Origin of the sequence: Microbacterium sp. Root280D1 (assembly GCF_001428975.1) — a bacterium.
Taxonomy (GTDB): domain Bacteria; phylum Actinomycetota; class Actinomycetes; order Actinomycetales; family Microbacteriaceae; genus Microbacterium.
Map to the genome: position 1 here is coordinate 134,380 of NZ_LMJK01000003.1, position 25,750 is coordinate 160,129.

The window sequence follows — 25,750 nt, forward strand, 5'->3', positions numbered from 1 at the left end:
CCACTTTTTCAGTGTTCTCCCGCCCTTCCAGAAAGATCGGATTGAAGACATGACACGCATGATGGTTCTTACGACGTTCGTGATGCCGCTTGGCTACCACCGCAACAGCTGGTGTCGTCAGGGGAGCCGCGCAGAGGAGGTGCCGGGACTCGACCTGCTCACCGATATCGCGCGAACAGCCGAGAACGCCAAGCTCGACGCGCTGTTCTTCGGTGACGTAGTTCACGCGACACCTACGTTGCGTGGCGACACGATGATGAACGGCTTCTATGAGCCGATGACGACGCTTTCAGCATTGGCGGCGCGAACTCGCCATATCGGCCTCATCGGGACGCTGTCTACGTCCCTCATGGATCCGTACAACGTTGCGAGGATGCTTGCGTCGCTGGACCACCTCTCGGCGGGGCGCGCAGGTTGGAACATCGTGACTTCTGGCGATGGCTATCAGAACTTCGGCTTCGCAGAGGTCCCTGACCCAGCACAGAGGTATCGTCGGGCACAGGAGTTCGTCGAGGTCGTCAAGCAACTATGGGACAGCTGGTCCGATGACGCAGTGGTCGTGGATCGCTCCGAGCGTCGGTGGCTCGATCCCGCAAAACTGCGCAAGATCGACTTCGCGGGCGACTACTTCACGGTGGAGGGGCCGCTGAATATGCCCCGGCCGCCGCAGGGTCACCCGGTGCTTGTGCAAGCCGGTTCCTCCGGTCCCGGCATGGCATTGGGGACGTCGGTGGCAGATGCCATCTACACCGCCCAGCCGGACTTCGACCAAGCGGTCTCGTTCTATGCCTCAAGCAAGTCCATGATCGCTGCGAATGGGCGCGACCCCGACGCCGTGAAGATCATCCCGGGGATCGTGCCCGTGGTCGCATCTACACAGCGTGAGGCTGACGAGATTGCGGCCGAGCTGAGCTCCTTCCTCGATGTCGAGCAGGGGCGACTCCAGATTGCAGGCGACCTCAAGGTGGATCTATCTGACCTCGACCTCGATGAACCGGTCCCGGCTGAGCGGTTTGATCAGATTCCGCAGCGATCCAGTCGCCAGGAGATCTATCGTCGCAAGTCGGTCGAGCAGGAACTGTCTTTGCGCGATCTCATTCACGATCGAGCGCGGTCGACAGGGCATCAGTGGATTGCCGGCACGCCGGCAACGATCGCGGACCGGATGCAGAAGTGGTTCGAAACCCCCGCATGTGACGGGTTCAATCTCAATTCTCCCTATAACCCCGAGGGGTTCGAGCGGATCTGTTCCATGCTCGTCCCTGAACTGCAGAACCGGGGTCTGTTTCGGACGGAGTACGAGGGCACACAGCTGAGAGACCATCTCGGACTTGCGCGACCCGGTCTCCAGTTTTGATGTGGGAGCACTCATGATGTCATCGCCGTTGGACCCTCATGCGATTATCGATCGCCCGGGTGCGGATCCCGCCAGCGTGGTCGGAAAGCCGGCGCCCCCGCCGTTGCTTCACGAGACCGTCGATCTCGGTGGGCTTATCGTCGAAAAGGATGCCGCAGTCCGACTTCGCGATGGAACTACGATCTACCTCGATATCTACCGGCCCACTTCTGAGGCGACAGACCTTCCGGTCCTGCTCGCGTGGGGCCCGTACGGGAAGCACTGGGTCACGAAGGCCACGTTCCCCGGGTCGGGAGTCGATCCGGAGTGGATCTCGCCACATACCGGCTTCGAGGCGCCGGACCCGGTCTACTGGACGCGACATGGTTATGCCGTCGCCTATGCCGACCCCCGGGGACTCTGGCATTCGGAAGGCGACTTCTCCCATAATGGCCCACAAGAGCGCGACGATCTCTACGACACGATCGAGTGGCTGGGAGCCAGTACGTGGTCGAACGGCCGGGTCGGGATGCTGGGAGTTTCGTACTTGGCGGGGAGCCAGTACCAGGCGGCGTCGGTGAAGCCTCCGTCGCTCAAGGCCATCAGCCCTTGGGAGTGCTTCGCCGACTGGTATCGGGAGTTCGCAACGCATGGGGGGATCCCCGAAACCGGATTCCGGCCCCGAGTCTCGACGAACGTGTCATATGGCCTTTCCCGCACCGAAGACACTGCGGCCAATCTCGAGGCGCATCCCCTCGATGACTGGTACTACGCCGACAAGTACGGAGATCTCGCCACTATAGATGTGCCGGCATACGTCGTCGCATCGTGGAGCGACCATGGGCTGCACACCCGCGGCACGCTCAATGCGTTCGCAGCGATGGTTTCGCCGAACAAGTGGCTGGAGGTGCATGGGCAGAAGAAGTGGCAGTACTTCTATGAGCCGGCGAGCGTCGAACGGCAGCGCGTGTTCTTCGACACCTTTCTCAAACAACGAGAATCCGGGATCCACGACTGGCCTCGTGTCCGAGCCGAGCTGCGTGACACGGGCGACTCCGCCGAATCCCGATGGGTGGAACTGCCTGACTGGCCCGTCGCGGAGCGTTTCGAGACGCTCCATCTGGACGCCGCGACCAGGTCGTTGTCGGGCGCCCCGCCCGAGACCAGAGCCACTGCGACTTTCGATCCGCAGACCGAGTCGTTTGATGCTGCGTACCTGTTCACACAAGACCGGGACGTCATCGGACCTGTCTCGCTGTCGATCTGGTTGAGCGCGGACGAAAGCACGGACGCAGACGTGTTCATCGTGGTACGAAAACTGCGCGCCGACGGAACCGAGGTGCTCTTTCCCATCAATTCGCTTTTCGCGGACGGGCCCGTCGCGCTCGGATGGTTGCGAGCCAGCCACAGAGCGCTTGACCTCACGCGCTCCACCGCTTTGGTCCCTTATCATCCGCATGATGCGGAGCAGCCCCTCACGCCAGGAGTGCCCGTCTGCCTGAATATCGAGGTCTGGGCATCCGGCACAACTTTTCATGCCGGCGAAAGCCTCGTGCTGACCATTCAAGGGCGAGATTGGATGAAGCGACCGTTGTCGGGTGGCGTGCCACCGCTTCAGATCCTCCACGAGGAGTCGCGGACCGTCGGCACGTGGAGTATCTGCACGGGGGGCGCCCATGAAAGCGTTCTTCGCCTGCCGGTCGTCGAATCGGATTGAACGCATACACACACAGCTTGGGAGTGCGCTCTGCCGTTGCGAGCCGGTCTCGTTGAGAAGCGCATCCACGCACTGGAACCCGATCATTCTTGAATGAGGAGTAGTCATGTCGCAGTCAACAGATCCCGCCGCCGCCGTCGGCGCGCTCGATCAAGGAGTCTTTCGGAACGTCGCGGGGCACTTCGCGTCGGGGGTGACCATCATCACGACCGAGTCCGATAGCCGCCTCTTCGGGACGACAGCTTCCGCGGTGGCATCGTTGTCGATGGATCCGCCGATGATGCTGGTGTGCTTGAACAAATCGAGTTCCACTCATGACGCCATTCGTGAGCGGGGACGATTCGCGGTCAACATCTTGGCGCTCGAACAGCGCGACTTCGCGACTCGGTTCGCTACGAAAGGCGCCGACAAGTTCCGCGATGTCCCATACGCTCAAAGCGAGCGAGGACTGCCGCTCATTGAGGGTGCGCTCGCAAGCATCGAATGTCGCGTGGCAGACACGGCTCCCGGCGGAACTCATACCGTCTTCATCGGAGAGGTTCTCGACGCGCGGTCTCGGCCTGGGGAGCCTCTCGCATACTTTCGAGGAAAATTCGGATCGCTTGAGCGGATACTCGAAGCCAGCAGCTACGAATCGGTTCGCGAGCTCGTCTTGCGGCGACGCACAGCCGTCGGCGAGGAAATTCATATCGACGATTTCGCCGGGGAACTCCAGACGGAATCTGCACTGGTGTACAACTCACTGGTACGGCTTCTCGCTGAGGGACTCGTGTTGCGTTCGGAGGAAGGCGTGTTCACGCCGACGCCGATTACTGAGGAGTTCGTCGATGACTTCTATGGAGCGCGCCAGACGATCGAGGTCGGTGTGCTCGACGCGTACCTGCACGACGCCCCAGATCACCGAGTGCTCGACATTGTCCGGCGTGGGCATGCCCTGGCCAAGAGCGAAACCGGCACTCCCGATGCACTCGACGCGTTCCTGCGTGACAATCTCGACTTCCATGCTGCGATTGTCAGCCTTGCCGGATCTCGGCAGCTCGAGCTCCAGTTTCGGCAATTGAGTCTCGCCACTGTCTGGCGCGAGACCTATCAGTCTCCTCTATGGCGCGACCAGTCCGGTCACCCGTTGATCCACAGACTGGCCCTGGCCATCGAGAGTCGCGATGCCGAAACCGCGAGTGAACTCGTGCGCACTCAGGTTTCGTTCGTCACGGACGCCGCGAAGGAACTCATCAGGCTGGGCGGCGGCGCGTTGTGAATCACCTCCCGGCCGGTGCAGATTCTCGCCATGTCCCGAGCCGTCGTGTGAGTGATGCGTATGACTGGCGAGGGCCTCGCGGATCCCGACGCCGCCATGTCGAGCGCCCTCAACGGCAGGATCTCGGTATCCACTGTCACGGCGACATTGACGAGGTCAAGATTCAGTGAAAGTGACAGGTCGATCTTCGTCTTCGTGGCCAGCGGCATCAGCCGTTCTCTCCCAGTGACCACAGTCAGACGCTCTTGATCCGACAGGCCGAGAAGTTAACTTCTGAATCTGCCCACGGTCTACATTTGCCCTGATTGCGCCTCGATGCCTGTGAATACGGCCGATTTGGCATCTTCTGGAAGCTCAAGCTAATTCACTAGTTGACGATATGACTATGGCTGGGTAGCCTGTTCTCAACGCGGGAACTCTGGTCGTGAAGGCCAGCGAAAGCACTTCGAGTCGAACAGAAAAGGCGCGAGTTCCCTAGCCATGACACAGAGCGAGACCCACCCGTCGCACCACAGAGGAGTAGAGATGGTCAACAGTCGGAAGTCCAGAAGCACCGTCTTATGGGGGGCGTCGGTTCTTGCAGCTGCGTCGCTGGCCCTCGCCGCATGTTCCGGAGACGGGGGTGCAAGCCAGGCGCCGGCTGACCTGACCGAAGTTCACGTCGATCTCACCACGTCCGTGACGTCTATCGATCCGGCCATGGGTCCCTACCTGTCTGACTCCGTGATCGTCGCGCTGACCAGTGGGCGACTCGTGCAATTCGTTCGGGGCAGTGCAACTAAAACGGAGCCCGTGCTCGCCGAGAGCGTGACCGCCTCAAGCGATGCCACGATCTACACAGTGGTCTTGAAGCCTGATCTGACGTTCTCCGACGGTTCGCCGTTGACGAGTGAAGACGTCGTGGCGTCCCTCACCAGGTTGCGGGACACCCCGGGGCCTAACCAGAGCTACGCAGAGATGATCGTCGAATTGGCGGCGCCCGACAGCAGGACGGTGACCATCGGACTGAGCATGCCGTTTGCGAATTTCGATCAGATGCTGGCCGTGCCGGCCATGGGTATCCTTCCCGCCGCCGCTGCGACGGACGAGGACTACTTCCAAGGTGAGCCCGTCTTCTCCGGTCCTTACGTTCCGGAAGGCAACGTCAAGGGGAGCTCGTTCTCGCTCGTCCGAAACGAGACGTTCGCAGGAACCCACCCCGCGGTCGAAAAGCTCGAGTTCAGTGTGGTGGCAGACACTCCCACCAGCGTCAAGCGCCTCCAGAGCGGAGATGTGGACTTCATTCCTGCGCTGCCGCACGAAGTGTCGGCACAGCTCTCGGGAGACGTGACGGCTCAGCAGGTCGACGGTCTCGCGAGCCTTTTCATCGTTCCGAACAATCGGCCGGGTGGACTGTTCGAAGACGTGCGCATCCGCCAGGCGATCGCGTGGGCTATCGATCGCGAGGCCCTGGCGACGTCCGCGTTCGGGCCGGACGTCATACTTCAAAGTGGGCCGTACCCTGCCGTGGCGGACTACCCGGTACCGGTGAAGGTCTATGCAAAGCAGGACATCGCCCAGGCGGAGAAGCTGCTCCAAGGCACCGCCTGCGAGAACGGTTGCTCGTTCACCGTCAGCTACTTCGCGAGCGCCTCAGACGAGGCGGGTCGAGTGGCCGCTGTGCTTCAGCAGCAGCTCGAGCCGCTGGGGCTGAACATGAACATCCAGCCCGTCGAGGACCAGCAGTTCATTCAGAACTCGGTGGACGGCGCGTTCGACCTCAACATCGTCACGTTCAGCAAGTTCAATGCTCCGAGTTCTGCGAAGGGCAACTTCGACCCGGCTGCCACGATGTGCATCTTCGCCGGTTGCGAGAACGAACAGATCGCGCCCGCGTTCAATGATCTGTTCGGAGCTCAGACGCCACAGGACCAGGAAGCGGCATCTGCCCAGGTGTTGCAGGTGTTCGAAGAGTGGACGCCGATCATTCCCGTCTCCGGCGTGACGGGCAGTTACGGCGTTCGATCCAACCTCGTCGACGTGATCGGTCTGCAGCCGAACTCGGAGTTGTGGATTGCCGGCCAGTAGGCCGCGCGCCCTCGCCCGTCGCCCGAGCCTCTCGATTCACGCGCAAGGAAAAGACATGGACGGGTTCGTAGTCGCCTCTATCTCATCTCAGGGTGAGAGATCATGAGTGCCACGACGGAGGCCATCGCGGCAGGCTCCTCCCCTGCCCGGGGACGACGCGGATGGTCACGGTTGGTGCGGAGAGTCGGGCAGAGCATCCTGCAGCTCGTCATTGTGGTGGCGCTGATCGTGGTCGGGACGGCGGTGCTCGTCCGGCTCGTACCCGGCGATCCGGCGCAGGCCATTCTGGGTATGCAGGCGACGCCCGAGACGCTCGAGGCGTTGCGTGATCAGCTCGGTCTGGACCAACCGCTCTTCTCTCAGGTCCTGAATCAGCTCGCGGGGCTCCTGATCGGCGACTTCGGAACGTCGATGACTTCGGACCAGCCGGTCTTCTTCATCGTCGGTGAAGCCCTCCCCGTCACGCTTTCCTTGGTTGTGACGGGGATCCTCTTCACACTCGTCATCGCTGTTCCGCTTGGTCTCCTCCCCGCCTTTGGGGTAGGCTCTCGAGGCGTTCGCGTCCTCCGGATGTCGATGGTCGTCCTCATCGCCATCCCGTCCTTCCTAATCGGTATCTACCTGCTCATCCTGTTCAGCGTTCAGCTTCACTGGGCGCCTGCGGGGGGTTGGTCGAGGGAATGGCCGAGCACGCTGCGATACGTCTGGCTTCCCAGCTTGGCCCTGGCGCTATTCATGACGCCGATCTTCGTCCGATCAATCGAGCGTGAGTCGACGAGATTGATGGGCGAGGAGTTCGTGGAGGCCGCGATCAGCCGTGGCGTCTCGCGGCTCTCGCTCGTCGTCCGCCACGTCCTGCCCAACGTGCTTCTCCCGATCATCACCCTTGTGGGATTCAGCATGGCGGTGCTCATCGGCGGCGCGGTGGTGATCGAGGCGCTCTACGGGATTCCGGGAATCGGCTCGGTGGTCGTGACGGCCGTCGGACAACGCGACTATCCCGTGATCGTCGGGGTGACCGTGTTCACAGGCATCTTCACGGTCGTGATCAGCCTCATCACCGACATGATCTACACGATCGCCGACCCAAGGGTGCGTGTTCAGTGACTACCATTCCGCGGACAACCGCTATTCCTCTCGCGGCGAAACGACGCCGTGCCGAACGTGGTCTCACCGAGATCATCGCCGGCGCGGTAGTGCTCCTGCTCTTCGTAATCATGAGCTTTCTCGCTCCCGTCCTCATCGGCTACGGCCCTAACGAGCTGGGCGGGCCGCCTCTGGCGCCACCGTCCCCCGAGCACCCATTCGGGACCGATGTGCTCGGGCGCGACGTTTTCGTCCGGACTTTCGTCGCCGTCCACGTCGACTACCTCGTGGCACTGGTAGGGGCGTTCGTGTCTCTGGCGATCGGGACACTCCTCGGCACTCTGGCCGGCATGGCGAGGCGGCGCACCTGGGGTACGGTCCTGATGAGGGTGACAGACGCACTCATCGCCGTCCCCTTTCCGCTGCTGATCCTTCTGATTCTGCTCACCGTCGGCAATCAGGTCAGTGTGCTGGGCACGCCGCCGGGAGTGTTTCAGATCCTCGTCGGGATCGTGGTCGTCGGCTGGTCGATCTATGCGCGTCTCGCGCGTGCCGAGGCCGCTGGCCTCCGATCACGCGACTACATCGTCGCCGCCGAGTTGATGGGATATGGGAAAGGTCGGATCACGTTCCGCCACATCATGCCTGCTGTGATTGCCGTGACCGGGACCTATGCGGTCGCCGACGCCGTGATCATCGTCGGATTCGTCGCCAGCCTCCCGTTCCTGGGAGCTGGTGTACCGCCGCCCACTCCGGAATGGGGATCGATGATGTACGAGGGGCGCTCCTCAATCGTCTTCGCCTGGTGGCAGGTCATCTTCCCTGCGCTCGCGTTGACCATCTCGGCGGTCGCAGCGTCGGTCATCGCCGACGGACTGCTCGATCGCACTTCGCGCAAACTGAGGAGACAGGAATGACTCTGGACACGGCGCCGGAAGCGCAGCTCAGCCTGCGAGTCCGAGACCTCGAGTTCTCAGTGGGAGACAGCGTCAGGCTTGGTCCGATCACGCTGGAAGCTGCTCCCGGAACGACCCTCGGCGTGGTCGGGGAGACAGGTTCTGGAAAGTCCCTGCTCTGCCGTGCCCTGGTGGGAATGTTGAGCCTCTCCGGCGGAACCATCGACGCGGGCTCGATCGAGTTCCAGGGCGAAGAGTTCGCGCGAGCCGATACCCGCCGCTGGGCTCAACTGCGGCGTCGACGCGTCGGGTATATGCCGCAAGCCTCCATGGCCGGCCTCAATCCCGTGCGCAGGGTGGGCAGTCAGCTCAACGACATCCTCGTCGGCACCCGGATAGTGAAGCGCGACAAATCACGCGTGCTGATGCAACAAGTGCAGATGCGCGACCCTGACCGGGTGCTTCGCAGTTATCCCCACGAGCTTTCCGGCGGGATGCGGCAGCGCGTGATGCTGGCCTTCGCGCTCGCGGGCGACCCCGACATCCTCGTTGCTGACGAACCGACGACAGCCCTGGACGCGACAGTCCAGAACGAGGTGCTCGGTTTGATCCAGCAGGTGCAGAAGGAACGAAACATGGCAATGGTCATCGTGTCGCATGACATGCGTGTGATCCGCCGAGTCTGCGATCAAGTTGCCGTGATGTACGGAGGTCGAATCGTCGAACTCGGCCCGACATCGACTGTCTTGTCCGCACCGTCCCACCCGTACACGAGAGCTCTACTCCAGGCAGATCCTACGCTCGCAGCGCGAAAGACGGTTCTGGGTGCGATACCGGGCGCCCCGCGACCACCTGTCGATTGGCGGGACGGTGGTTGTGTCTACCGCGAACGGTGCCCGTTCTCGACCGAAGTGTGCGCCCAGTCGGTGCCTGAACTCAGGAACGTGCGCGCGGGCGACGCGGCCGCGTGCCACCATGCAGAGAAGGTCGTGGCGGCATGAGCGACACCCCAGCGATCGAGCTACGTGACGTGCGTTATCGGTACACCGGAAACGGTCCAGAGGTCTTGAAAGGCATCAGCCTCGCGGTTCCGGCGGGTACGATCACAGGGCTCGTCGGGGAGAGCGGATCGGGGAAGTCCACCCTGGGCAGACTCGTCGTCGACGAGCGCCGACCGACGGACGGCGATATTCTCATCGAAGGCAGGCGCTGGGATCGCAGTTCGCGCAGGAACGGTATGCGCCGATCCGTGCAGATGGTGTTTCAGGATCCGTTCGCGGCGCTGAACCCGTACTTGTCACCGCTCGCCGCTGTGACCGAGGCGGTTGCTGTCGCAGATCGGCAGGGGCGCGCCAGGGCGCGCGACCGGGCGATCGAACTGCTCGCGCAGGTCGGTCTCAGCGGTGCCCTTGTAGAGAGGGCTCCCAGTTCCCTCAGCGGTGGTCAACGACAGCGCGTCGTGATCGCCCGCGCGTTGGCATGTCGACCTCGGGTGCTGGTAGCGGATGAAGCAACTTCCGCACTCGATGTATCCGTGCAGGCACAGATTCTGAATCTCTTGATGGGGCTGCAGCGGGAGCTGGGGTTGACGATCCTGTTTATCAGCCACGACATCTCGGTGATCAATCATTTGACGGACGATATGGCGGTCCTCAAGGGCGGTGTGATCGTCGAAAGCGGCGCGACCGACCAGATCATGAACGCGCCGCAACATGCCTACACGCGCACTCTGCTCTCAGCGTTCGGCCACACGCCGATCCCTCCCCGCGTTCTTCCCAGTTGAACCGTGTCCGACGGGCGCTGCACTCGCCACTCCGTTGCCGCTGCGGAACACCCACTGGCGACGATGGGGATGAGTGATCGTCCACTACTCAACCAATGACCAGGCAGTTAGAGAAAGGCATCCGGCATGATCAACGAGATTCCCGGTGCGACAGAATCTCCGTCGTACCTCCCCGAGCAGATCTCGCAGAACCTCGCGACCATTCGTGACGCAGGCTACGACGTCCGGGAATACACGATCTCGGCTCCGGCGCGCGTTTTCGCCGATGGCAACGGCGCTCTTCCCCATTCGGTGACCGCCACTTCCGAGTTCACGAGTCGTGTCGTCAGCGTCTTCCCTCTCAGTCCGGAGAAGTTTAGCGGGAACGTGCACTTCGAGCTCCTGAACCCTTCGGGCGGGATGGAGTCATCGATGTTCTGGCCTGATGCGGCGGGATACATCCTCCAGCGTGGTGATGCTTACGTGGGACTCACGTGCAAGAACGTGATCGTTGAGGCGCTGAAGGCAGGCTCCTCTACGAGGTACGCGCACTTGTCGATAGGGCACGACGGGCTGCTCTGGGACATGATCGCTGCTGTCGGACGCGCTCTCCGCGCATCCGAGGGCGGCGGTCTGCTCCCCGGGCTCAAGCCGGCGGAGCGGATCATTGCGAACGGATGGTCGCAGTCGGGTAGCTTCCTCCGTACTTACCTTTCGGAGCATCTCCACGAACTGCACAGTCTCGAGGCTGGTCACGACATCATCGACGGCTATGTGATCGGAGTCTCAAGCGGCGGGTTCGGGCCGATGGGGTATGTGAACATCAACCGGGATGGCGAACTGGACTTCGACGAAGACTTGAGGCCGATCGGCGAATTCGATCAGCTTGAGCTCGACGACCCGCGGCGCGTCGTCCGCGGGGCATCGGTTCCCGTCATGGAGTTCATGACTGAAGATGAGGTCATGCAGCACCAATGGCACAGTCGGGGCGACAGCGACACGCCAGGTGACCTCTACAGGTGCTATCAGATCCCCGGTCGCGGTCACATCAGTGGGGTTCGCAGAGTTCATTACGAGAAGCCCGTCGATGCGCGTCCGGTGCCAGAGGGTGATCTGGCTGATGAGCCGGAACATGTATCGACGATCTTCCTTCTCGCAGCGGCCCTCGACAACATCGTCCTCTGGACCAGGGGTGTGACACCGCCCCGCGCCGATCCGATCGTCGTGGATATTCCGGCGTCGTACGTCCGGGACATGGCGGGTGTGGACTACGGAGCGCTGCGCTCGGTGAAAGACCCCTCAGGGCACGCTCGAGGCGGGGTCCGTTATCTCGACGTCGACCTGCCTCGCACATTCATGGCTGCCGATGTCGATGGCCCCTTGACGATGAAGCACTGGGAGCATCGGGTCCTTTCCCCAGGTGAGATGCGAGGCCTCTACGGCTCAATCGAGGTCTACAGAGAACGCGTCGAAAGGCGGCTGGCGGAGCTCGTCGAGGCGCGTTGGTATCTGCCTGAGCACGTGCCGGCCGCGTTGCACCATGCCCTCGACGGCATCGACTTCTGAGTGTCCGAGCACGAGTCCTGAGAGGAACAAGAAATGGCTTCCAAGATCTTTGTAAACGGTTCGATCTACGTGACGGGGGTCGGTTCGCGGCCGGCTGCGGTCGGCGTCGTAGACGGTGTCATCGCTGCGATCGGGACCAGAGGCGAGGTGGGCGATCGAATCGGGCGGGCCGATGAGATCGACCTTGCCGGCGGCCTGCTCAGTCCGGGTTTCATCGACGCCCACCTGCATCCGATCATGGGAGGGGCGGAACGTGGTCAGTGCGATCTCAACCAAGCGGCGACCCGCGAAGAGGTTCTTCGAATCGTCGCTGAGTTCGCAGCGGTGTTGCCGGAGGACGCGTGGGTGACCGGTGGGGGATGGAGGCAGGACGTTTTTCCGAATGGGCTTCCTACGCGCCAGGAGCTCGACGCGGCGACAGGCGGTCGTCCGGCCATCCTGCGCAGCGGGGAGCGGCACAGTGCGTGGGCTAATACCGCGGCGTTCCGCGCAGCGGGCATCGGAGTGACCTCGCCTGATCCATCCGATGGGCGCATCGAGAGAGAAGCAGACGGATATCCATCCGGCACCCTGCACGAGGGAGCCATAATGCTCGTGCAGTCCGTCGCACCCGAACCCGATTTCGGTGCCATGTACCGCGGGTTGCTCGTCGCCCAGGATCACTGCTTCTCACACGGAATCACCGGGTGGCAGGACGCCATTCTGCGTGTGCACGACAACGGTATCGATGCGCTCGACGTATACCTTCAGGCACTGGAACGCGGCGACCTGCAGGCGAAAGTCCGGGGCGCCTTGTGGTGGGACAGGAACCGCGGACTGGACCAGGTCGGCGAATTGATCGAGCGCCGGAATCGTGCGCGCGATTGGGCGCCGCGTTTCCGCGCCGATTCAATCAAGATCATGCTGGACGGGACCTGCGCGAACTTCACCGCGCTCCTCACCCAGCCGTACCACGATGGTCACGGTCATGCCACCGAGAACCATGGGATGAGACTCGTGCCTTTCGAGCAACTCGGGTCCGCCGCCAAGGAACTGGACGCAGCCGGCTTCCAGATGCACTTCCACGCGCTGGGCGATCAAGCGGTTCGGGATGCGCTCGATGCGATCTCGTCGCTGCCGCGCCCTTCCTTGCAGCGACACCACCTTGCGCACCTGCAGATCGTGCAGCCGGACGACGCGGATCGTTTCTCGATGCTCGGTGCGATCGCGAACCTCCAACCGCTGTGGGCGCAGAGCGATGCGTACATGGATGACCTGACCATTCCGTTCCTCGATCCTCAGCTACGCGAGTTGCAGTACCCATTTGGGACGCTGGAGCGGGCTGGTGCCCGAATCGCAGCAGGGAGTGACTGGCCCGTCTCTGACATCAGTCCGGTCGCGGGGATGCACGTCGCCGTGAATCGCAACGCGACGGGAGCGCCGAACCCGGGCCCGTTCCTGCCGGAAGAGGCCATGCAGTTAAGGTCGATCTGGGATGCGTACACGGCGGGTTCTGCCTATGTGAACGGCCTCGAGGACCGAGCCGGCAGAATCTCCGTGGGCTATGACGCCGACTTCGCCATCTTCGACACTGACCCGTTCACCGCACCTCCCGAGCAGATCGGGGAGGCCCGCGTGGTATCGACCTGGGTCGACGGACGAGAAGTCTACTCACACGATGCTCGCTTCTGAGCGCCGCAGGCGAGCGCTCGATCGTGTCAGATCCGGAGCAGGCAGTTGCTTCGCGACTTCCACAACCGCAGATCCAATAGGAATGAGGAACCCGCATGCGTGATCCAGGCCTGGAACTTCTCTTCGAAGCGACTGGTGATCTCTCAGCTGCTGTGACCATCGGGAGCACCCCGAATGGACTGGAACGGGTGATTCCCATCCCCCCTGGCGGGCCTTTCGAGGGCCCGCACATCCGGGGCAAGATGGTCGGTGGATATGATTGGCAGCTGACGCGCCCGGATGGGGTCACCGTCATCGATGCGCTCTACCTTCTGGAAACGGATGACGGTGTGCACTTGCGGTGTCGCAACCGCGGTCTTCGTCATGGCGACCCCGCGGTGATGCAACGTCTTGCGGCAGGCGAGGAGGTCGACGCTGACGAGTACTACTTCCGATGCGTTCCCGAGTTCTCGGCCCCCGCAGGACGATACGGATGGATGAACGACAACATATTCGTGAGCACGGGCGCTCGTTTCTCTCAGTCGATCAAGGTCCGCTTCTACCGTTTGACGTAGTGGACGACATGAACGGTGATACCCGAATCAGCTCGGGTATCACCAAGGGGGTAAGGCAATGACACAGTCAAGAGCGAGTCTTCCTGAAGACCGGTTTCTGGACTTCGTGAAGCTGGCTGGTGATCGCACCGCAGCCGAACTCGGGCATCTCGGAAGCGGACCCACCGTGCTATTGACACTGCTCACGCGTCGCGTCACGCGACAGTTGGCGGACAGCGATAGCGTGGTGTTACCCGATGGCCTCACTTGGGCAGGCTTCCGAGTCTGTTTCGCGTTGTGGGTTGCCGGGCCACTTGAGCCCCACCGCCTTGCATCTCTCACGTCCATGAGCCGGGCGGCCGTGTCCGCTGCCCGTAAGCCCCTCGAATCCCGCCAGCTGGTGACGTCGGTCGGCTCGTCCACCGATCAGCGATCCATTCTCCTGTCGCTGACACCGCAAGGCGCCGACCTCGTCCTGGAGATCCACGAACGTGCGATGCGGAACGCTACCGAAGCCCTCAATGCGCTGACGCTGCCCGAGCAACACCTGCTCGTGGGGCTTCTCGGAAAGGTTGTAGGCGACGAGGAAGATGCTTCGACCGCCTCCGACGGGTGAAGCACCGGTTCCGCTCGCCGCGGCGGACTAGGTGGCTCGTGTCGCTAGGAGCTTGTCGAGGACGCCTACACCGCGCGCGTTCTTTCTCCGGACTTCACGCGAAGACCTCGTGGCGGTGCTGTGGACCGTAGGAACGGCGAGCCACAAACCGGTCGCACGGCGGGCCTGGCGCCGTGCAGTCGATCGCGGCCTCGCCGCCGCTTGATCGGCTGAGTCTCGTCGCGGGCCAGGTCAGGGTCGAGTCGATTCCCCTCATCCCTCGTGGGGCCACCCCGTGTACGCCTCGGCGAGGAACGTGCGGCCGGCTTCCGACTCGACCACGGATCGCAGTTCCCCGACCTGTCGGCGCTGATCGAACGGGGAGGCGTCGACCGCCGTGTGCAGCATGCTCGTCATCCACCAGGAGAAGTGCTGCGCCTTCCAGATGCGCTTCAAGGCGGTCTCGGCGAACGTGTCGATGAGGCGCGCGTCGTTCTCCAGAAGCAGCGCGCGAAGGGCGCAGTCGAGCAGGACCACATCGGCCACCGCAAGGTTCATGCCCTTGGCGCCGGTCGGGGGAACCGTGTGCGCGGCGTCGCCGACCAGCACGGATCGCCCGTGCCGCAGCTCGCGGGCGACGAAACTGCGGAAGCGGAGGACGTCACGCTGCACGATCTGTCCGGTGGCGAGAGAGGTGCCAGGCACTCGGGCCTGCAGCGTGTCCCAGATCTCCGCCTCGGAGAGCGCGTCGGGGTTGGCGGCCGGGTCGCACTGGAAGTACATCCGCTGCACGGTGGCGCTGCGCTGACTAATCAACGCGAAACCGTCGGGGGAGTTGCTGTAGATGAGCTCCTCCGAGCTGGGCGGCGCTTCGCAGAGGATGCCGAACCAGGCGAAGGGGTACTCGCGGAAGTAATTACCCGTCGAAGGACCGGCGACGGTCGGGCGCACGACGCTCCGCGAGCCGTCTGCGCCGACCACGAAGTCCGCGTCGATGCGCAGTTCGTCACCGTCGGCCGTCGTGGCGGTCACCCAGGGGTGCTCGGTCTCGACGTCGCCCACGCTGTTGACCTCGGTCTCGAACCGGAGGTCCTGGCCTGCGGCCAGACGCGCGGCGATGAGGTCCTTGAGTACCTCGTGCTGCGGATACAGCCAGACGCTGCGACCGACGAGAGACGGGAAATCGATACGGTGACCCTCGCCGTCGAACCGCAATTCGATGCCGTCGTGACGGTTGCCGGTGGTCAGCACCCGCTCGCTCGCTCCGGACTCGTGGAGCACGCGTACGGTCTCCTGCTCGAGGATGCCGGCACGGATGGTCGACTCGATATCCGAGCGGCTGCGACGGTCGAGCACGACCGATTCGACACCGGCGTCGGCCAGCAGATGCGAGAGCAGCAGGCCTGCGGGACCGGCGCCGACGATGACGACCCTGGTGCGGACGGTGCGGGGCATGGCGTCTCCTTCGACGAGTGGGTCGCAGCCAGTCTGCTTGCATCTCGCGGAGGGCGCGTCGGGGTTCCCGTTGAACGGGACTGTAGTCTGCTGAACCTCAGCGTCGTCCGCCGAGAGAGCGCTCGATGTCCTGTGCGGCGGCGAGCAGTTCGCGCACAGCCGGCTCGACCGCGTCGTCACGACGGAGCACCACGGAGAGTGCGGCAGTCACGTCTCCCGCCTCGTCGCGCACGGGCACCGCCACACCCGTCGACACCGCTTCGATGTACCCCGGCGCGCTCGCGTACCCCAGTGCGCGCACCTCCGCGAGCTTTCGCCGCAGGGCCGCCGGGTCCGTGATCGTCTCGACCGAGACGGCGGGAAGCGGTCCCGCGAGGATGCGCTCCTGCAGTGCCCGATCGGCGTAGGCGAGCAGCACGAGACCGGATGACGACGCGTGCAGCGGGAGGCGCCCGGCAACCCTGGTCACGTTCGCGCCGGAATCCGGTCCGCTCAGCCGCTCGAGGAAGAGCGCCTCATCCTGCTCGAGGATCGCGAGCTGCGTGTGCTCGCGCACCCGCGCCTGCACGCGCTCCATGAACGGCAGTGCCACCTGCCGCAGCCGCAGCGCGTGGGACGAGCGTGTCGCGAGCTCCCACAGGCGCATGCCGATGCGGATGCGCCTGTCATCGTCGCGCTCCAGCATCCCGCCATCCACCAGTTCGCCGACGATGCGGTGCGCGGTCGAGGCGGGGAGTCCGGCCCGGCGCCCGATCTCGGCCGCAGTCTGCACCGTCCGGGCGGGTGTGAACGTCTCGAGCACGCGGATCAACCGTTCGGTGACCGAGTCGCCGGTGGAGGAGTTCGCCATGTGGTGAGTCTGACACGGTGAAGCGCGATTCCCATTGATCGGGTATCGGCATGGCGGCTGTCACCCGAGGTCGTCGAGAAGCCGGAGGCCGCGCTCGGCCCAGCGGATCTCCGCCGTCGCGCGCTCCATCAGGCCCTCGTACGCGAACACCTTGAAGGCGACCGCGCGCTCCCGCTCGGCTTCGGGGATCGCGGCGAGGCGCCGTTCGACCATCGGATGGGCGCCCGACCGGATGCGGTCGATCTCGCTCTGCCACCTGTTCCGCAGCTCCGTGTGCTGGCGCACATGGGCGTCGAGGAATTCGCGGGCGGCTCGGGGTTCGGCCGATTCGAGGTACGCGGCGCGGAGGTGCGCGGGGTCGCGAACGCGCGAATACTCCAGCGGTTCGTCGAACCAGTCGGAGAACGCCCGCGCGCCCTCTTCGGTCACGTGGTACATGCGGCGGCGTCCGTGCACGCCTCGCGTCTGCTCCTCGGCCAGAAGCAACCCGTCGGCCTCCATGCGCCGGAGCTCGGGGTAGATCTGCGAGTCGGGCGCATGCCACACGTGACCGACGGATTCCGAGAACAGCTTCTGCAGCTCGTACCCCGACAGCGGGCCCACTCGCAACAGGGCGAGCAGCGCATATCTCAGTGACATCGAACCTCTCTCGTCGTCTCCAGGAACGTATCAGGAGGCGCCGATCCCTTGCGCGGGAGGACCGTTCGCTCGTAAGCTGCAAATACCTATCGAGATAGGTAAATTCCCGACACGAAGGAGTGGCGATGGCAGAGACGACGACGGCGAAGATCTTCGAATATCCGCGAAACGCCTGGTACGTCGCGGCCTGGGATCACGAAGTCACCAGGAAGCCGCTCGCGCGCACGATAGCGGGGCGGCCGCTGGCCCTCTTCCGGACGGAGGACGGCGCACCGGTGGCGCTCGCGGACGCGTGCTGGCACCGCCTCGCTCCGCTCTCGATGGGAAAGGTCATCGGCGACGAGCTGCAGTGCCCGTACCACGGCATCCGCTACGACCGCACCGGCCGGTGCACCGCCATGCCCGCCCAGGAGACGATCAACCCCAGCGCGATGGTCCCCTCCTTCCCGATCGTCGACCGGTACCGGTACGTGTGGGTCTGGGTCGGAGATGCGGCGCTCGCCAATCCATCCACGATCCCCGACATGCACCAGATGACATCGCCCGAGTGGACCGGCGACGGAGAACTCATCCACGCCGAGTGCAACTACCAGTTGGTCGTGGACAACCTCATGGATCTCACGCACGAGGAGTTCGTCCACACCTCGAGCATCGGCCAGGACGCGCTCAGCGAGTCGGAGTTCGTCACCAGCCACACCGACACCACGGTGACGGTCGAGCGATGGATGATCGACATCGAGGCGCCGCCGTTCTGGCTGAAGAACATGCGCGACAAGTTCCCCGGCTTCTCCGGCCGAGTCGACCGCTGGCAGATCATCCACTTCGAGGCGCCGTCGACGATCTGCCTGGACGTCGGAGTGGCGGCCACCGGCACCGGAGCACCCGAGGGGGACCGCAGCGCAGGCGTCAACGGCTACGTGATGAACACCATCACGCCGGAGACCGACCGGACCAGTCACTACTTCTGGTCGTTCCAGCGCAACTACCGGCTCGACAGTCAGCTCATCACAACCCAGTTGCGCAACGGCGTGCACGGCGTCTTCAGCGAGGATGAGGTGATGCTCCAGGCGCAGCAGGCCGCCATCGACGCGAACCCGGATTACGAGTTCTACAGCCTCAACATCGACGCGGGAGGCATGTGGGTGCGGCGCCTCCTCGAACGGATGCTGGAGGCCGAGGGCCGCATGGCCGTGCCCGCCGCGGTCGGAAGCTGACCGTGGCGAGCGCGCACTCCATCGTCTGGCAGCGGGCGACGGTGATCGGCAGTGCCGAACTGACGCCGGCCATCAGACGGATCGTGATGCGGCCGCAGCATCCGGTCCCCGCCCCTCCGGGCTCGCACCTGGACGTGCGCATGCGCATCGGGACCGAGACCGTCACGCGGTCGTACTCGATCGTGGACAGCGAATCCGCCGGAGCCGCGCTCGCCATCAGCGTCTTCGACTCGGAAGCCTCGCGCGGAGGGGCCGCGGTGATGCACGCCCTGCGGGAGGGCGACGTCATCGAGGTCACGCAGCCACTCCAGGACTTCCCGCTGCGGCTCGGCGCCCCGACATACACGCTTCTCGCCGGCGGCGTCGGGATCACGGCGATCACGGGGATGGCCTCGGCGCTCGCAGCGGCCGGCGCCGAATACCGGATCGTCTACTGCGGACGCGAGCGTCGGCAGATGGCCTATCTCGGCGACCTCGAGGCGGACCACGGCGACCGGCTGCAGGTGCATGTGCGGGAGGAGGGCACGTCGCTGGACGTCATCGCTCTGGTCGAGAGCATCGCGCCGGAGGACGAGCTGTACATGTGCGGGCCCATCCGCCTGATGGATGCCGTGCGGCGCGCGTGGATCGCACGCGGGCACGCTCCGTCGCGTCTGCGGTTCGAGACCTTCGGCAACAGCGGCTGGTTCGCACCGGAAGCCTTCACGGTGCGCGTGCCCGCACTCGGGCTGGAGACCGTGGTGCCCACGTCATCGACGCTGCTGGAAGCCCTCGAGTCGGCCGGGGCCGATGCGCTGTTCGATTGCCGCAAGGGCGAGTGCGGCCTGTGCGAGGCGAGGGTCATCGACCTCGAAGGGGTTATCGACCACCGCGACGTCTTCTACAGCGAACGACAGCGGGACGCGAGCTCGCGCATCTGCGTCTGCGTCTCACGGGTCTGCGCACCGGCGGGAGGCGCGCGGGAGATCACGCTCGAGCTCAGCTAACGCTACGCGCGTGACCGCGCATAGCGCAGCCGCAGCTCAGCCTTGCGGATCTTGCCGGATGCCGTGCGCGGCAGTGCCTCGACCACGATCACGTTCTTCGGGATCTTGTACTTGGCGATCCGGCCGGAGAGGTGGGACCGGACGTCCTCGAGAGTCACGGCAGCTCCGTCGCGCACCGTCAGGACGGCCCACGGCACCTCGCCCCATCGATCATCCGGAACGCCGATGACGGCGACCCCGGTGACCCCCTCGATGTCGTTGATGAGGTTCTCCGGCTCCGCCGGGTAGATGTTCTCGCCGCCCGAGATGATCATGTCCTTGAGGCGGTCCGAGATGAACAGGTAGCCGTCGGCATCCAGGTATCCCATGTCGCCGGACCGCAGCCAGCAGTCGTCCGAGAAGGCCGCCGCTGTGGCCTCCGGCAGGTTGTGGTAGCCGGCGAAGACGTTCGGGCCCATGATCTCGATCTCGCCCACGGTGCCGCGCGCGGCGACCGCGCCGTTCACATCGACGACGCGCACATCCGTGAAGAAGTGCCCGAGGCCGACGCTGCCCTGCTTGGCGCGGGACATCGCGGGGGCGAGCGAGGTCGCGCCGGGAGACGACTCCGTCATCCCATAGCCCTGCGAGAACGACAGCCCGCGCTCCTCGTAGGCGTTCATGATGCGCGTCGGCACGGGGGACCCGCCGCACGTGAGCTTCCTCAGGGACGAGAGATCGGTGCCCGGCCACAGCTCGTGATCCGCGAGCAGCTGATACGTGGTCGGCACGCCGCTGAGCATGGTCACGCCGTACCCCGGGATCAGGCGCAGTGCGCGCTCCGGGTCGAAGCCCTTCTCGAGCACGAGGGTCGCGCCCTTTAGCACACAGGGGAGAGCCCCCATGCCCAGGGACGCGGCGTGGAAGAGGGGAGAGATCATGAGCGCGACATCGGTCGAGACGATGTCGTAGTCGATCACGCAGTTGATCGCCATCCAGGTGAGATTGCCGTGCGTGAGCACCGCACCCTTCGCGCGACCGGTGGTGCCAGAGGTGTACATGATCACGGCGGGGTCCTCGAGCGACACCGCGACGTCGACATGTCCCGCGCGCGTCTCCGCCAGGATCGCCTCGAGCCCGTCGGCACCGGTCTCCAGCACGTGATCGATCTCGAGGTCGAGCGACGCGACGGTCGCGGTCGCTGCCGGATCGTGCACGATCACGCGCGCCCCCGAGTCCTCCAGCACGTGCGTGATCTCGGGCGGCGCGAGCCGGGTGTTCACCGGGACGAACACGGCTCCGAGCGTGGCGGCGCCGAACAGGGTCACGAGGAACTCCGGGCAGTTGTCACCGAGGAACGCGACGCGGTCGCCCTTCTGCACGCCGCGTTCGAAGAGCACGGCCGCCATGCGGTCGGCGTCGTCGGCCAGCGAGCGGTAGCTGATCGACGTGTCGTCGAAGATTAGGGCGGTCTTGTCCGGCGACTTCATCCGTCGCTTGACCATCCATCCACCCAGTCCGCGATTGTGCATGAGCGCTCTCCCTTGAGTGCGTCCGCAGCCGATGGGTCTACGCGTAGAAGCGGTAGATCCCTCGTGCCACGAGTGCCGGCTTCGGTGCGTCCTGGATCTCGATCGTCTGGTCGACGGCGAACTGGTATCCGCCGGGGACCTCGGTCACCTCGGCGATGACGGCGTTCATCCGCACGCGGGAGCCGACCTTGACGGGGGAGACGAACCGCACCTTGTCGAGTCCGTAGTTGACTTTGGTGGTCACGCCTTCGAGCTCGAACAGCTCGGACCAGAACTTCACCGCGAGGGACAGCGAGAGGAATCCATGCGCGATGGGTGCTCCGAAAGGCCCTTCGGCGGCGCGCTCCGGGTCGACATGGATCCACTGGTGGTCGTCCGTGGCATCGGCGAACAGGTTCACCCGATCCTGGGTGACCTCGATCCAGTCGGTGAATCCGAGGTCGGTGCCGGCGAGGCCGGGGGCGTCTGCATAGGCGGCGGTCGTGGTCATGAGTGTTCTCCTTGTCAGAGGGCGGGCAGGGTGCGGTCGGGCTCGATCATCAGCGGAGGCCCAGCAGGCGGACGGCGTTGTCCTTGAGGATGCCGGGCATGACCTCGGGCTTCAGATCGGTGAGCTCGGCATCGCGCAGCCACCGGTCCGGGGTCAGCAGCGGGAAGTCCGAGCCGAAGAGCACCCGTCGCTTCAGCAGGGAGTTCGCGTTGCGCACGAGCTGCGGCGGGAAGTACTTCGGGCTCCAGCCGGAGAGGTCGATCCAGGTGTTGTGCTTGTGCGTCGCCACCGAGATCGCCTCGTCCTGCCAGGGCACCGAAGGGTGCGCCATGATGATCTGCAGGTCGGGGAAGTCCGCGGCGACGCCGTCGAGCAGCATCGGGTTCGACAGCGCCAGGCGGAACCCGCGTCCGCCGCGCATGCCCGCCCCGATCCCGGTCTGCCCGGTGTGGAAGAGGGCGACGACGCCCGCCTCCTCCAGCGCCGCGTAGAGGGGGTAGTGCGCCTCGTCACTGGGGCCGAAGCCCTGCACGGTCGGATGGAACTTGAATCCGCGGACCCCGCTCTCGTCGATCAGTCGACGTGCGCCGTCCACGGCTGCCGCACCCTGCCGCGGATCGACCGACCCGAACGGAATCAGCACGTCGTTGTTGCGCGCCGCACCCTCGGCGATCTCGGCGCTGGAGATCGCGGGATGTCCGAGTTGCGTCGTCGCGTCGACCGTGAAGACCACGGCCGCCATCCTCCGCTCGCGGTAGTGATCCGCGATGCTGTCGAGGTCGGGACGCGGCGAATCGGCGCTGAAGTACTTCGCGGCCGCCTCCGCCAGGTCTCCGGGCAGCGAGGCATGCCCGTGGCCGTCGACCTCGATGTGCACGTGGACGTCGATCGCGGTCAGCGCCTCGACGTCGATGGCGGCTTCGTAGCGGGTCATCTGCTCAGGACGCCGCAGGGCGCTGCAGCTCTTCCGGCAGAGGAGGGAAGCTCTCGCCGACGGTCTGGAGCGCGGAGCCGAACTCGCTGGCGAACGATTCCTGGAGGGCGTCGTACGTCCAGCCGCCGGTCCGGTAGGCGGTGACGACCGCTTCGGGATGCGACCACACCTGCAGGCGGTCCCCGCCGACGCCGAGCGCCTGCCCGGTGACATCGGAGGCGGCATCGGATCCGAGGTAGGCGATGAGTCCTGCGACATCGTCCGCCGTGCCGAAGCCGAGGTCGTGCCGGAAGAAGTCGGGCATGGGCCGTCCCGCGGTGTCGGCTTCGACCGCCGCGGCGAAGTAGGGCACGGTCGCGGTCATGGCGGTCGCGGCGACGGGGATGACGGCGTTCGCGGTGATCCCCGCGCGCTTCAGCTCGAGGGCCCAGGTGCGCACCATGCCGACGATGCCCGCCTTGGCCGCGGCGTAGTTCGTCTGGCCGAAGTTGCCGCGCTGACCGGTCGGGGAGCCGATGCAGATGATGCGTCCGCCCTCGCCCGCTTCGCGCATGTGGACGGCTGCGGCGCGCACGGTCGTGAAGGTGCCGCGCAGGTGCACGTTGATCACCGTGTCGAAATCGTCGTCGCTCATCTTCCAGAGCACCGTGTCGCGCAGGACGCCGGCGTTCGTGACGAGGATGTCGAGGCGCCCGAAGGCCTCGACCGCGGTGCTGACCAGCATGTCGGCGGTCGCGGTGGGTCCGACGGGAGCGACGACGGAGACTGCTCGACCTCCGGCATCGACGATCGTCGCGACGGCGGCGGCCGCGGTGTCGGCGTCGACGTCGTTCACGACGACGGATGCTCCCTGGCGAGCGAGCTCCTGCGCGTATGCGAGGCCGAGACCGCGCCCGGATCCCGTGACCACGGCGACTTTGCCTTCGAGTGACATGGTGACTCCTTCGTTCCGCACCGTCTGACGTTCAGCATGATCAGATCACACAATGATTGAGAATGTCAATGATTGCTTCTGGCACGATTTGCTACCATCGGCTCATGACAGACGCGGTGGGTTTGCACGGGCGGTTGGCCGCATCCGCCCTCGGCGACGATCTCAGCTTTCTGCTCGCCCGCGCCAATGCGCTCTCGCTGGCCGCGGGCAATGCCGCTCTCGCCCCGCACGGACTCCGCGTCCGGTCGTATTCGGTCCTCGCGCTGGCATCCGCCGAGGGAGCGCAGCCGACGCAGCGCGAGCTCGCCGAGTTCCTGCGGCTCGACCCCAGCCAGGTGGTTCCGCTGGTCGACGACCTCGAGCGGAGGGGGCTGGTAGAGAGGCGCCCTGACCCCGCGGATCGCCGGGCGAACGTGGTGATGGTGACCGACGCGGGCCGTACCGTGTTCGCGGCGGCTCAGGCGGCGGCGCGGGACTCCGAGCGGTCGGCCCACTCCTCACTCGATGATAGCGAGCACGCGCAATTAACGCGGTTGCTCCGGCGGGTGGCCTTCCCGGGTGGATGACCGGAGCATCCGTCTGCAGTGTTTAGCTGAACTTTTCAATCATCAAGTTTTATGATGATCGCGACGGCGATCACCCAGTTCCACGGAGCGGTAGCCTCGTCCCATGCCCCCCACCGCTCCCACCTCCGCGACACCCTGGGCGCCGTTGGACGCGGAGGCGGTCGCACGGCTCCTCGCGCCGGCATCCGTCCGCTGGTGGCTCTCGGGCGGTGTGGCTCTCGACCGCTGGCTCGGTCGGGCGATCCGTCCGCGTGCGAACATCGACGTGAGTGTGACCGCCGCTGACCTCGCAGCGCTCGTGGAGGCGCTACCCGCGGGGCTGACCGCCTGGATGCCGCCGGACGGAGACGGCATCGCCACTCCGTTCGTCGATGCACCCTCGGATGCCGACCTGCAGCCGGTCCTCATCCACGACGACGCACGGAGCGTCTGGGTGCTCCAGGTGAATGTCGAGGACGATGCGCCGCGCGTCTGGGTCTACAAGCGCGACCCGCGTCTTCAGCTTCCCTGGGATCGGGCAGTGCTCGACATCGACGGCATCCCGACCGGTGCCCCCGAGGTGCAGCTGGTCTGGAAGGCGTTGCGGCCGCGGACGGAGGACGACGTCGACAAGGATGCGGTGGTCGCCGAGCTCTCCGATGAGGCCCGTGCGTGGTACGAGCGCGCGATCTTGTCGATCCATCCGCATTCGAGCTGGTCGATCCATGTCCGGAGTCCCTTCGCCCCGGGTAAGGCCAGCTGGAATCGCAAGAAGAGCTAGTCCGCGCGAGCCGTCCGGTACTCGCCCGCGGTGACGGCATCGAGCACGACGGAGCGGAACCACTTCTGGGCAGCCGACAGGTTCGCTTCGCGGCGGGTGTACACCGACACCGGCGTGCTCTGCCCCGGCCATGGCAGATCGGCGATCCGGAGACCCGGGAACCACCCGCTGAAGACCTCGGCGACGTGGCGGGGGAGCAGCACGACCAGGTCGGTCGCCTCCAGCACGGCCGGAACGGTCGCATACTCCTCGACCGTCAGGGCGACCTGCGGCATCAGGCCATGCTCGGTCAGGGCCTGCAGAGGGAACACATGCCCGCCGCGCGCCGAGACGCGCACGAAGCGGCGGTCGTCGAACATCTCCGGCCCCGTTGGGGGAAGCGGATGCTGTCCCGAGGAGAGTGCCACGTACTCGACTGCGCGCACGTGCGTTCGCCACAGTCGAGGGCTGCCGATCATCGACACGGTCATCGCGAGGTCGATCGTCCCCCTGATCAATCCGTCTTCGACCTGATCGGAGTCCAGCCGAGCCACCTGCAGATGCGGACTCGCACCTGCGCGGGCGAGCGCGGCCATGATCGGCGGAAGAAACGTCTGCTCGCCGATCGAGGTGAGACCGAGCGAGAGCTCGCCGCTGTACCCCGCCGGATCGAAGGCGTCGGGCTCGCTCACCGTCTGATCGATCTGCGCGAGGGCTTCATGCAGTGGGCCGAAGAGCTGCGTGGCCTTCGCGGTCGGCACCATGTCGTTGCCCTCGCGCCGGAACAGCGTGTCAACGAAGGTCTCGCGCAGGCGTCGCAAGGTGTAGCTGACTGTCGGCTGCGTGACATGCAGCCGTTCCGCCGCCGCGGTCACGCTCCGGAGTTCGTACAGCACGACGAAGGTGCGCAACTGGTTCAGATCAGCGAGAGTCATGCATCGATCC

The 25,750-nt window shown here is 64.9% G+C and carries 24 protein-coding genes; 16 read left to right on the forward strand and 8 right to left on the reverse strand.

Going from position 1 to position 25,750, the window contains the following annotated elements; all coding sequences use genetic code 11:
* Positions 1-49: 49 nt before the first annotated feature.
* The 12 genes from ASE34_RS13080 to ASE34_RS17825 all read left to right on the forward strand — a co-directional run bounded on the left by ASE34_RS13080 (position 50) and on the right by ASE34_RS17825 (position 14,508).
* Positions 50-1,357 (forward strand): LLM class flavin-dependent oxidoreductase, encoded by a 1,308-nt coding sequence (locus ASE34_RS13080; RefSeq protein ID WP_056279341.1) that lies wholly within the window; start codon positions 50-52, stop codon positions 1,355-1,357.
* Positions 1,332-3,053, forward strand: coding sequence for a CocE/NonD family hydrolase (locus tag ASE34_RS13085; RefSeq protein WP_157538251.1), 1,722 nt, complete (start codon positions 1,332-1,334; stop codon positions 3,051-3,053). Before ASE34_RS13080 ends, ASE34_RS13085 begins: the two co-directional genes overlap by 26 nt.
* Positions 3,054-3,159: 106 nt before the next feature.
* A complete protein-coding gene (locus ASE34_RS17915; protein ID WP_162253857.1) occupies positions 3,160-4,311 on the forward strand; it encodes a flavin reductase in 1,152 nt (383 codons plus the stop codon).
* Positions 4,312-4,836: 525 nt separating this feature from the next.
* On the forward strand, positions 4,837-6,378 hold the full coding sequence (locus ASE34_RS13095) for an ABC transporter substrate-binding protein (RefSeq protein WP_056279345.1): 1,542 nt from the start codon (positions 4,837-4,839) through the stop codon (positions 6,376-6,378).
* A 102-nt stretch (positions 6,379-6,480) separates the two neighbouring features.
* Positions 6,481-7,485: an ABC transporter permease gene (locus ASE34_RS13100; RefSeq protein WP_082586645.1), complete on the forward strand. Its 1,005-nt coding sequence runs from the start codon at positions 6,481-6,483 to the stop codon at positions 7,483-7,485.
* Positions 7,482-8,381 carry an ABC transporter permease gene (locus ASE34_RS13105; protein ID WP_156784795.1) on the forward strand — a complete coding sequence of 300 codons (900 nt, stop codon included), beginning with the start codon at positions 7,482-7,484 and terminating at the stop codon, positions 8,379-8,381. Before ASE34_RS13100 ends, ASE34_RS13105 begins: the two co-directional genes overlap by 4 nt.
* Positions 8,378-9,361: an ABC transporter ATP-binding protein gene (locus tag ASE34_RS13110; protein ID WP_056279352.1), complete on the forward strand. Its 984-nt coding sequence runs from the start codon at positions 8,378-8,380 to the stop codon at positions 9,359-9,361. The genes ASE34_RS13105 and ASE34_RS13110 overlap by 4 nt, the downstream gene beginning before the upstream one ends.
* The gene (locus ASE34_RS13115; protein ID WP_056279353.1) at positions 9,358-10,143 is read left to right on the forward strand and encodes an ABC transporter ATP-binding protein; all 786 of its coding nucleotides are present in this window, start codon (positions 9,358-9,360) and stop codon (positions 10,141-10,143) included. Before ASE34_RS13110 ends, ASE34_RS13115 begins: the two co-directional genes overlap by 4 nt.
* 126 nt (positions 10,144-10,269) lie before the next feature.
* Positions 10,270-11,688 carry an alpha/beta hydrolase domain-containing protein gene (locus ASE34_RS13120; RefSeq protein ID WP_056279355.1) on the forward strand — a complete coding sequence of 473 codons (1,419 nt, stop codon included), beginning with the start codon at positions 10,270-10,272 and terminating at the stop codon, positions 11,686-11,688.
* Between the two features lie 33 nt (positions 11,689-11,721).
* Positions 11,722-13,359 (forward strand): amidohydrolase, encoded by a 1,638-nt coding sequence (locus ASE34_RS13125; protein ID WP_056279357.1) that lies wholly within the window; start codon positions 11,722-11,724, stop codon positions 13,357-13,359.
* Positions 13,360-13,454: 95 nt separating this feature from the next.
* Positions 13,455-13,913 carry a DUF3237 domain-containing protein gene (locus ASE34_RS13130; protein WP_056279360.1) on the forward strand — a complete coding sequence of 153 codons (459 nt, stop codon included), beginning with the start codon at positions 13,455-13,457 and terminating at the stop codon, positions 13,911-13,913.
* A gap of 58 nt (positions 13,914-13,971) precedes the next feature.
* Complete coding sequence (locus tag ASE34_RS17825; protein WP_157538253.1) at positions 13,972-14,508, forward strand: MarR family winged helix-turn-helix transcriptional regulator; 537 nt, start codon at positions 13,972-13,974, stop codon at positions 14,506-14,508.
* Between the two features lie 252 nt (positions 14,509-14,760).
* Here ASE34_RS17825 and ASE34_RS13140 read toward each other — a convergent pair whose 3' ends face one another.
* From ASE34_RS13140 to ASE34_RS13150, 3 genes are all read right to left on the reverse strand, one after another.
* Complete coding sequence (locus ASE34_RS13140; protein ID WP_056279364.1) at positions 14,761-15,942, reverse strand: 4-hydroxybenzoate 3-monooxygenase; 1,182 nt, start codon at positions 15,940-15,942, stop codon at positions 14,761-14,763.
* 97 nt (positions 15,943-16,039) lie between these two features.
* Entirely contained in the window at positions 16,040-16,792 is a 753-nt protein-coding gene (locus tag ASE34_RS13145; protein WP_056279366.1) for an IclR family transcriptional regulator, read from the reverse strand.
* Positions 16,793-16,852: 60 nt separating this feature from the next.
* Entirely contained in the window at positions 16,853-17,431 is a 579-nt protein-coding gene (locus tag ASE34_RS13150; RefSeq protein WP_056279369.1) for a PadR family transcriptional regulator, read from the reverse strand.
* A 125-nt stretch (positions 17,432-17,556) separates the two neighbouring features.
* On the opposite strand from ASE34_RS13150, the gene ASE34_RS13155 reads away from it, so the two are divergent.
* Both ASE34_RS13155 and ASE34_RS13160 read left to right on the forward strand, forming a co-directional pair.
* Positions 17,557-18,645 carry an aromatic ring-hydroxylating dioxygenase subunit alpha gene (locus tag ASE34_RS13155; protein ID WP_056279371.1) on the forward strand — a complete coding sequence of 363 codons (1,089 nt, stop codon included), beginning with the start codon at positions 17,557-17,559 and terminating at the stop codon, positions 18,643-18,645.
* Between the two features lie 2 nt (positions 18,646-18,647).
* The gene (locus ASE34_RS13160; RefSeq protein WP_056279373.1) at positions 18,648-19,631 is read left to right on the forward strand and encodes a PDR/VanB family oxidoreductase; all 984 of its coding nucleotides are present in this window, start codon (positions 18,648-18,650) and stop codon (positions 19,629-19,631) included.
* Between the two features lie 2 nt (positions 19,632-19,633).
* On the opposite strand, the gene ASE34_RS13165 is transcribed toward ASE34_RS13160, so the two are convergent.
* From ASE34_RS13165 to ASE34_RS13180, 4 genes are read right to left on the reverse strand one after another with little or no spacing between them, the layout of a single operon-like run.
* Positions 19,634-21,142, reverse strand: coding sequence for an acyl-CoA synthetase (locus ASE34_RS13165; RefSeq protein WP_056279375.1), 1,509 nt, complete (start codon positions 21,140-21,142; stop codon positions 19,634-19,636).
* Between the two features lie 37 nt (positions 21,143-21,179).
* Positions 21,180-21,632, reverse strand: coding sequence for a MaoC family dehydratase (locus ASE34_RS13170; protein WP_056279378.1), 453 nt, complete (start codon positions 21,630-21,632; stop codon positions 21,180-21,182).
* 49 nt (positions 21,633-21,681) lie between these two features.
* Positions 21,682-22,566 carry an amidohydrolase family protein gene (locus ASE34_RS13175; protein ID WP_056279380.1) on the reverse strand — a complete coding sequence of 295 codons (885 nt, stop codon included), beginning with the start codon at positions 22,564-22,566 and terminating at the stop codon, positions 21,682-21,684.
* A 4-nt stretch (positions 22,567-22,570) separates the two neighbouring features.
* Complete coding sequence (locus ASE34_RS13180) at positions 22,571-23,500, reverse strand: SDR family oxidoreductase (RefSeq protein WP_056279382.1); 930 nt, start codon at positions 23,498-23,500, stop codon at positions 22,571-22,573.
* A 104-nt stretch (positions 23,501-23,604) separates the two neighbouring features.
* Here ASE34_RS13180 and ASE34_RS13185 point away from each other — a divergent pair, with 104 nt between their 5' ends.
* Together ASE34_RS13185 and ASE34_RS13190 are read left to right on the forward strand one after the other, a co-directional pair.
* Positions 23,605-24,066: a MarR family winged helix-turn-helix transcriptional regulator gene (locus ASE34_RS13185; protein WP_056280225.1), complete on the forward strand. Its 462-nt coding sequence runs from the start codon at positions 23,605-23,607 to the stop codon at positions 24,064-24,066.
* Positions 24,067-24,169: 103 nt separating this feature from the next.
* A complete protein-coding gene (locus tag ASE34_RS13190) occupies positions 24,170-24,826 on the forward strand; it encodes a nucleotidyltransferase domain-containing protein (RefSeq protein ID WP_056279384.1) in 657 nt (218 codons plus the stop codon).
* Here the strand turns inward: ASE34_RS13190 and ASE34_RS13195 are convergent.
* Complete coding sequence (locus tag ASE34_RS13195) at positions 24,823-25,740, reverse strand: LysR family transcriptional regulator (RefSeq protein ID WP_056279387.1); 918 nt, start codon at positions 25,738-25,740, stop codon at positions 24,823-24,825. The two genes, ASE34_RS13190 and ASE34_RS13195, sit on opposite strands and share 4 nt — an antisense overlap.
* Positions 25,741-25,750 lie beyond the last annotated feature (10 nt).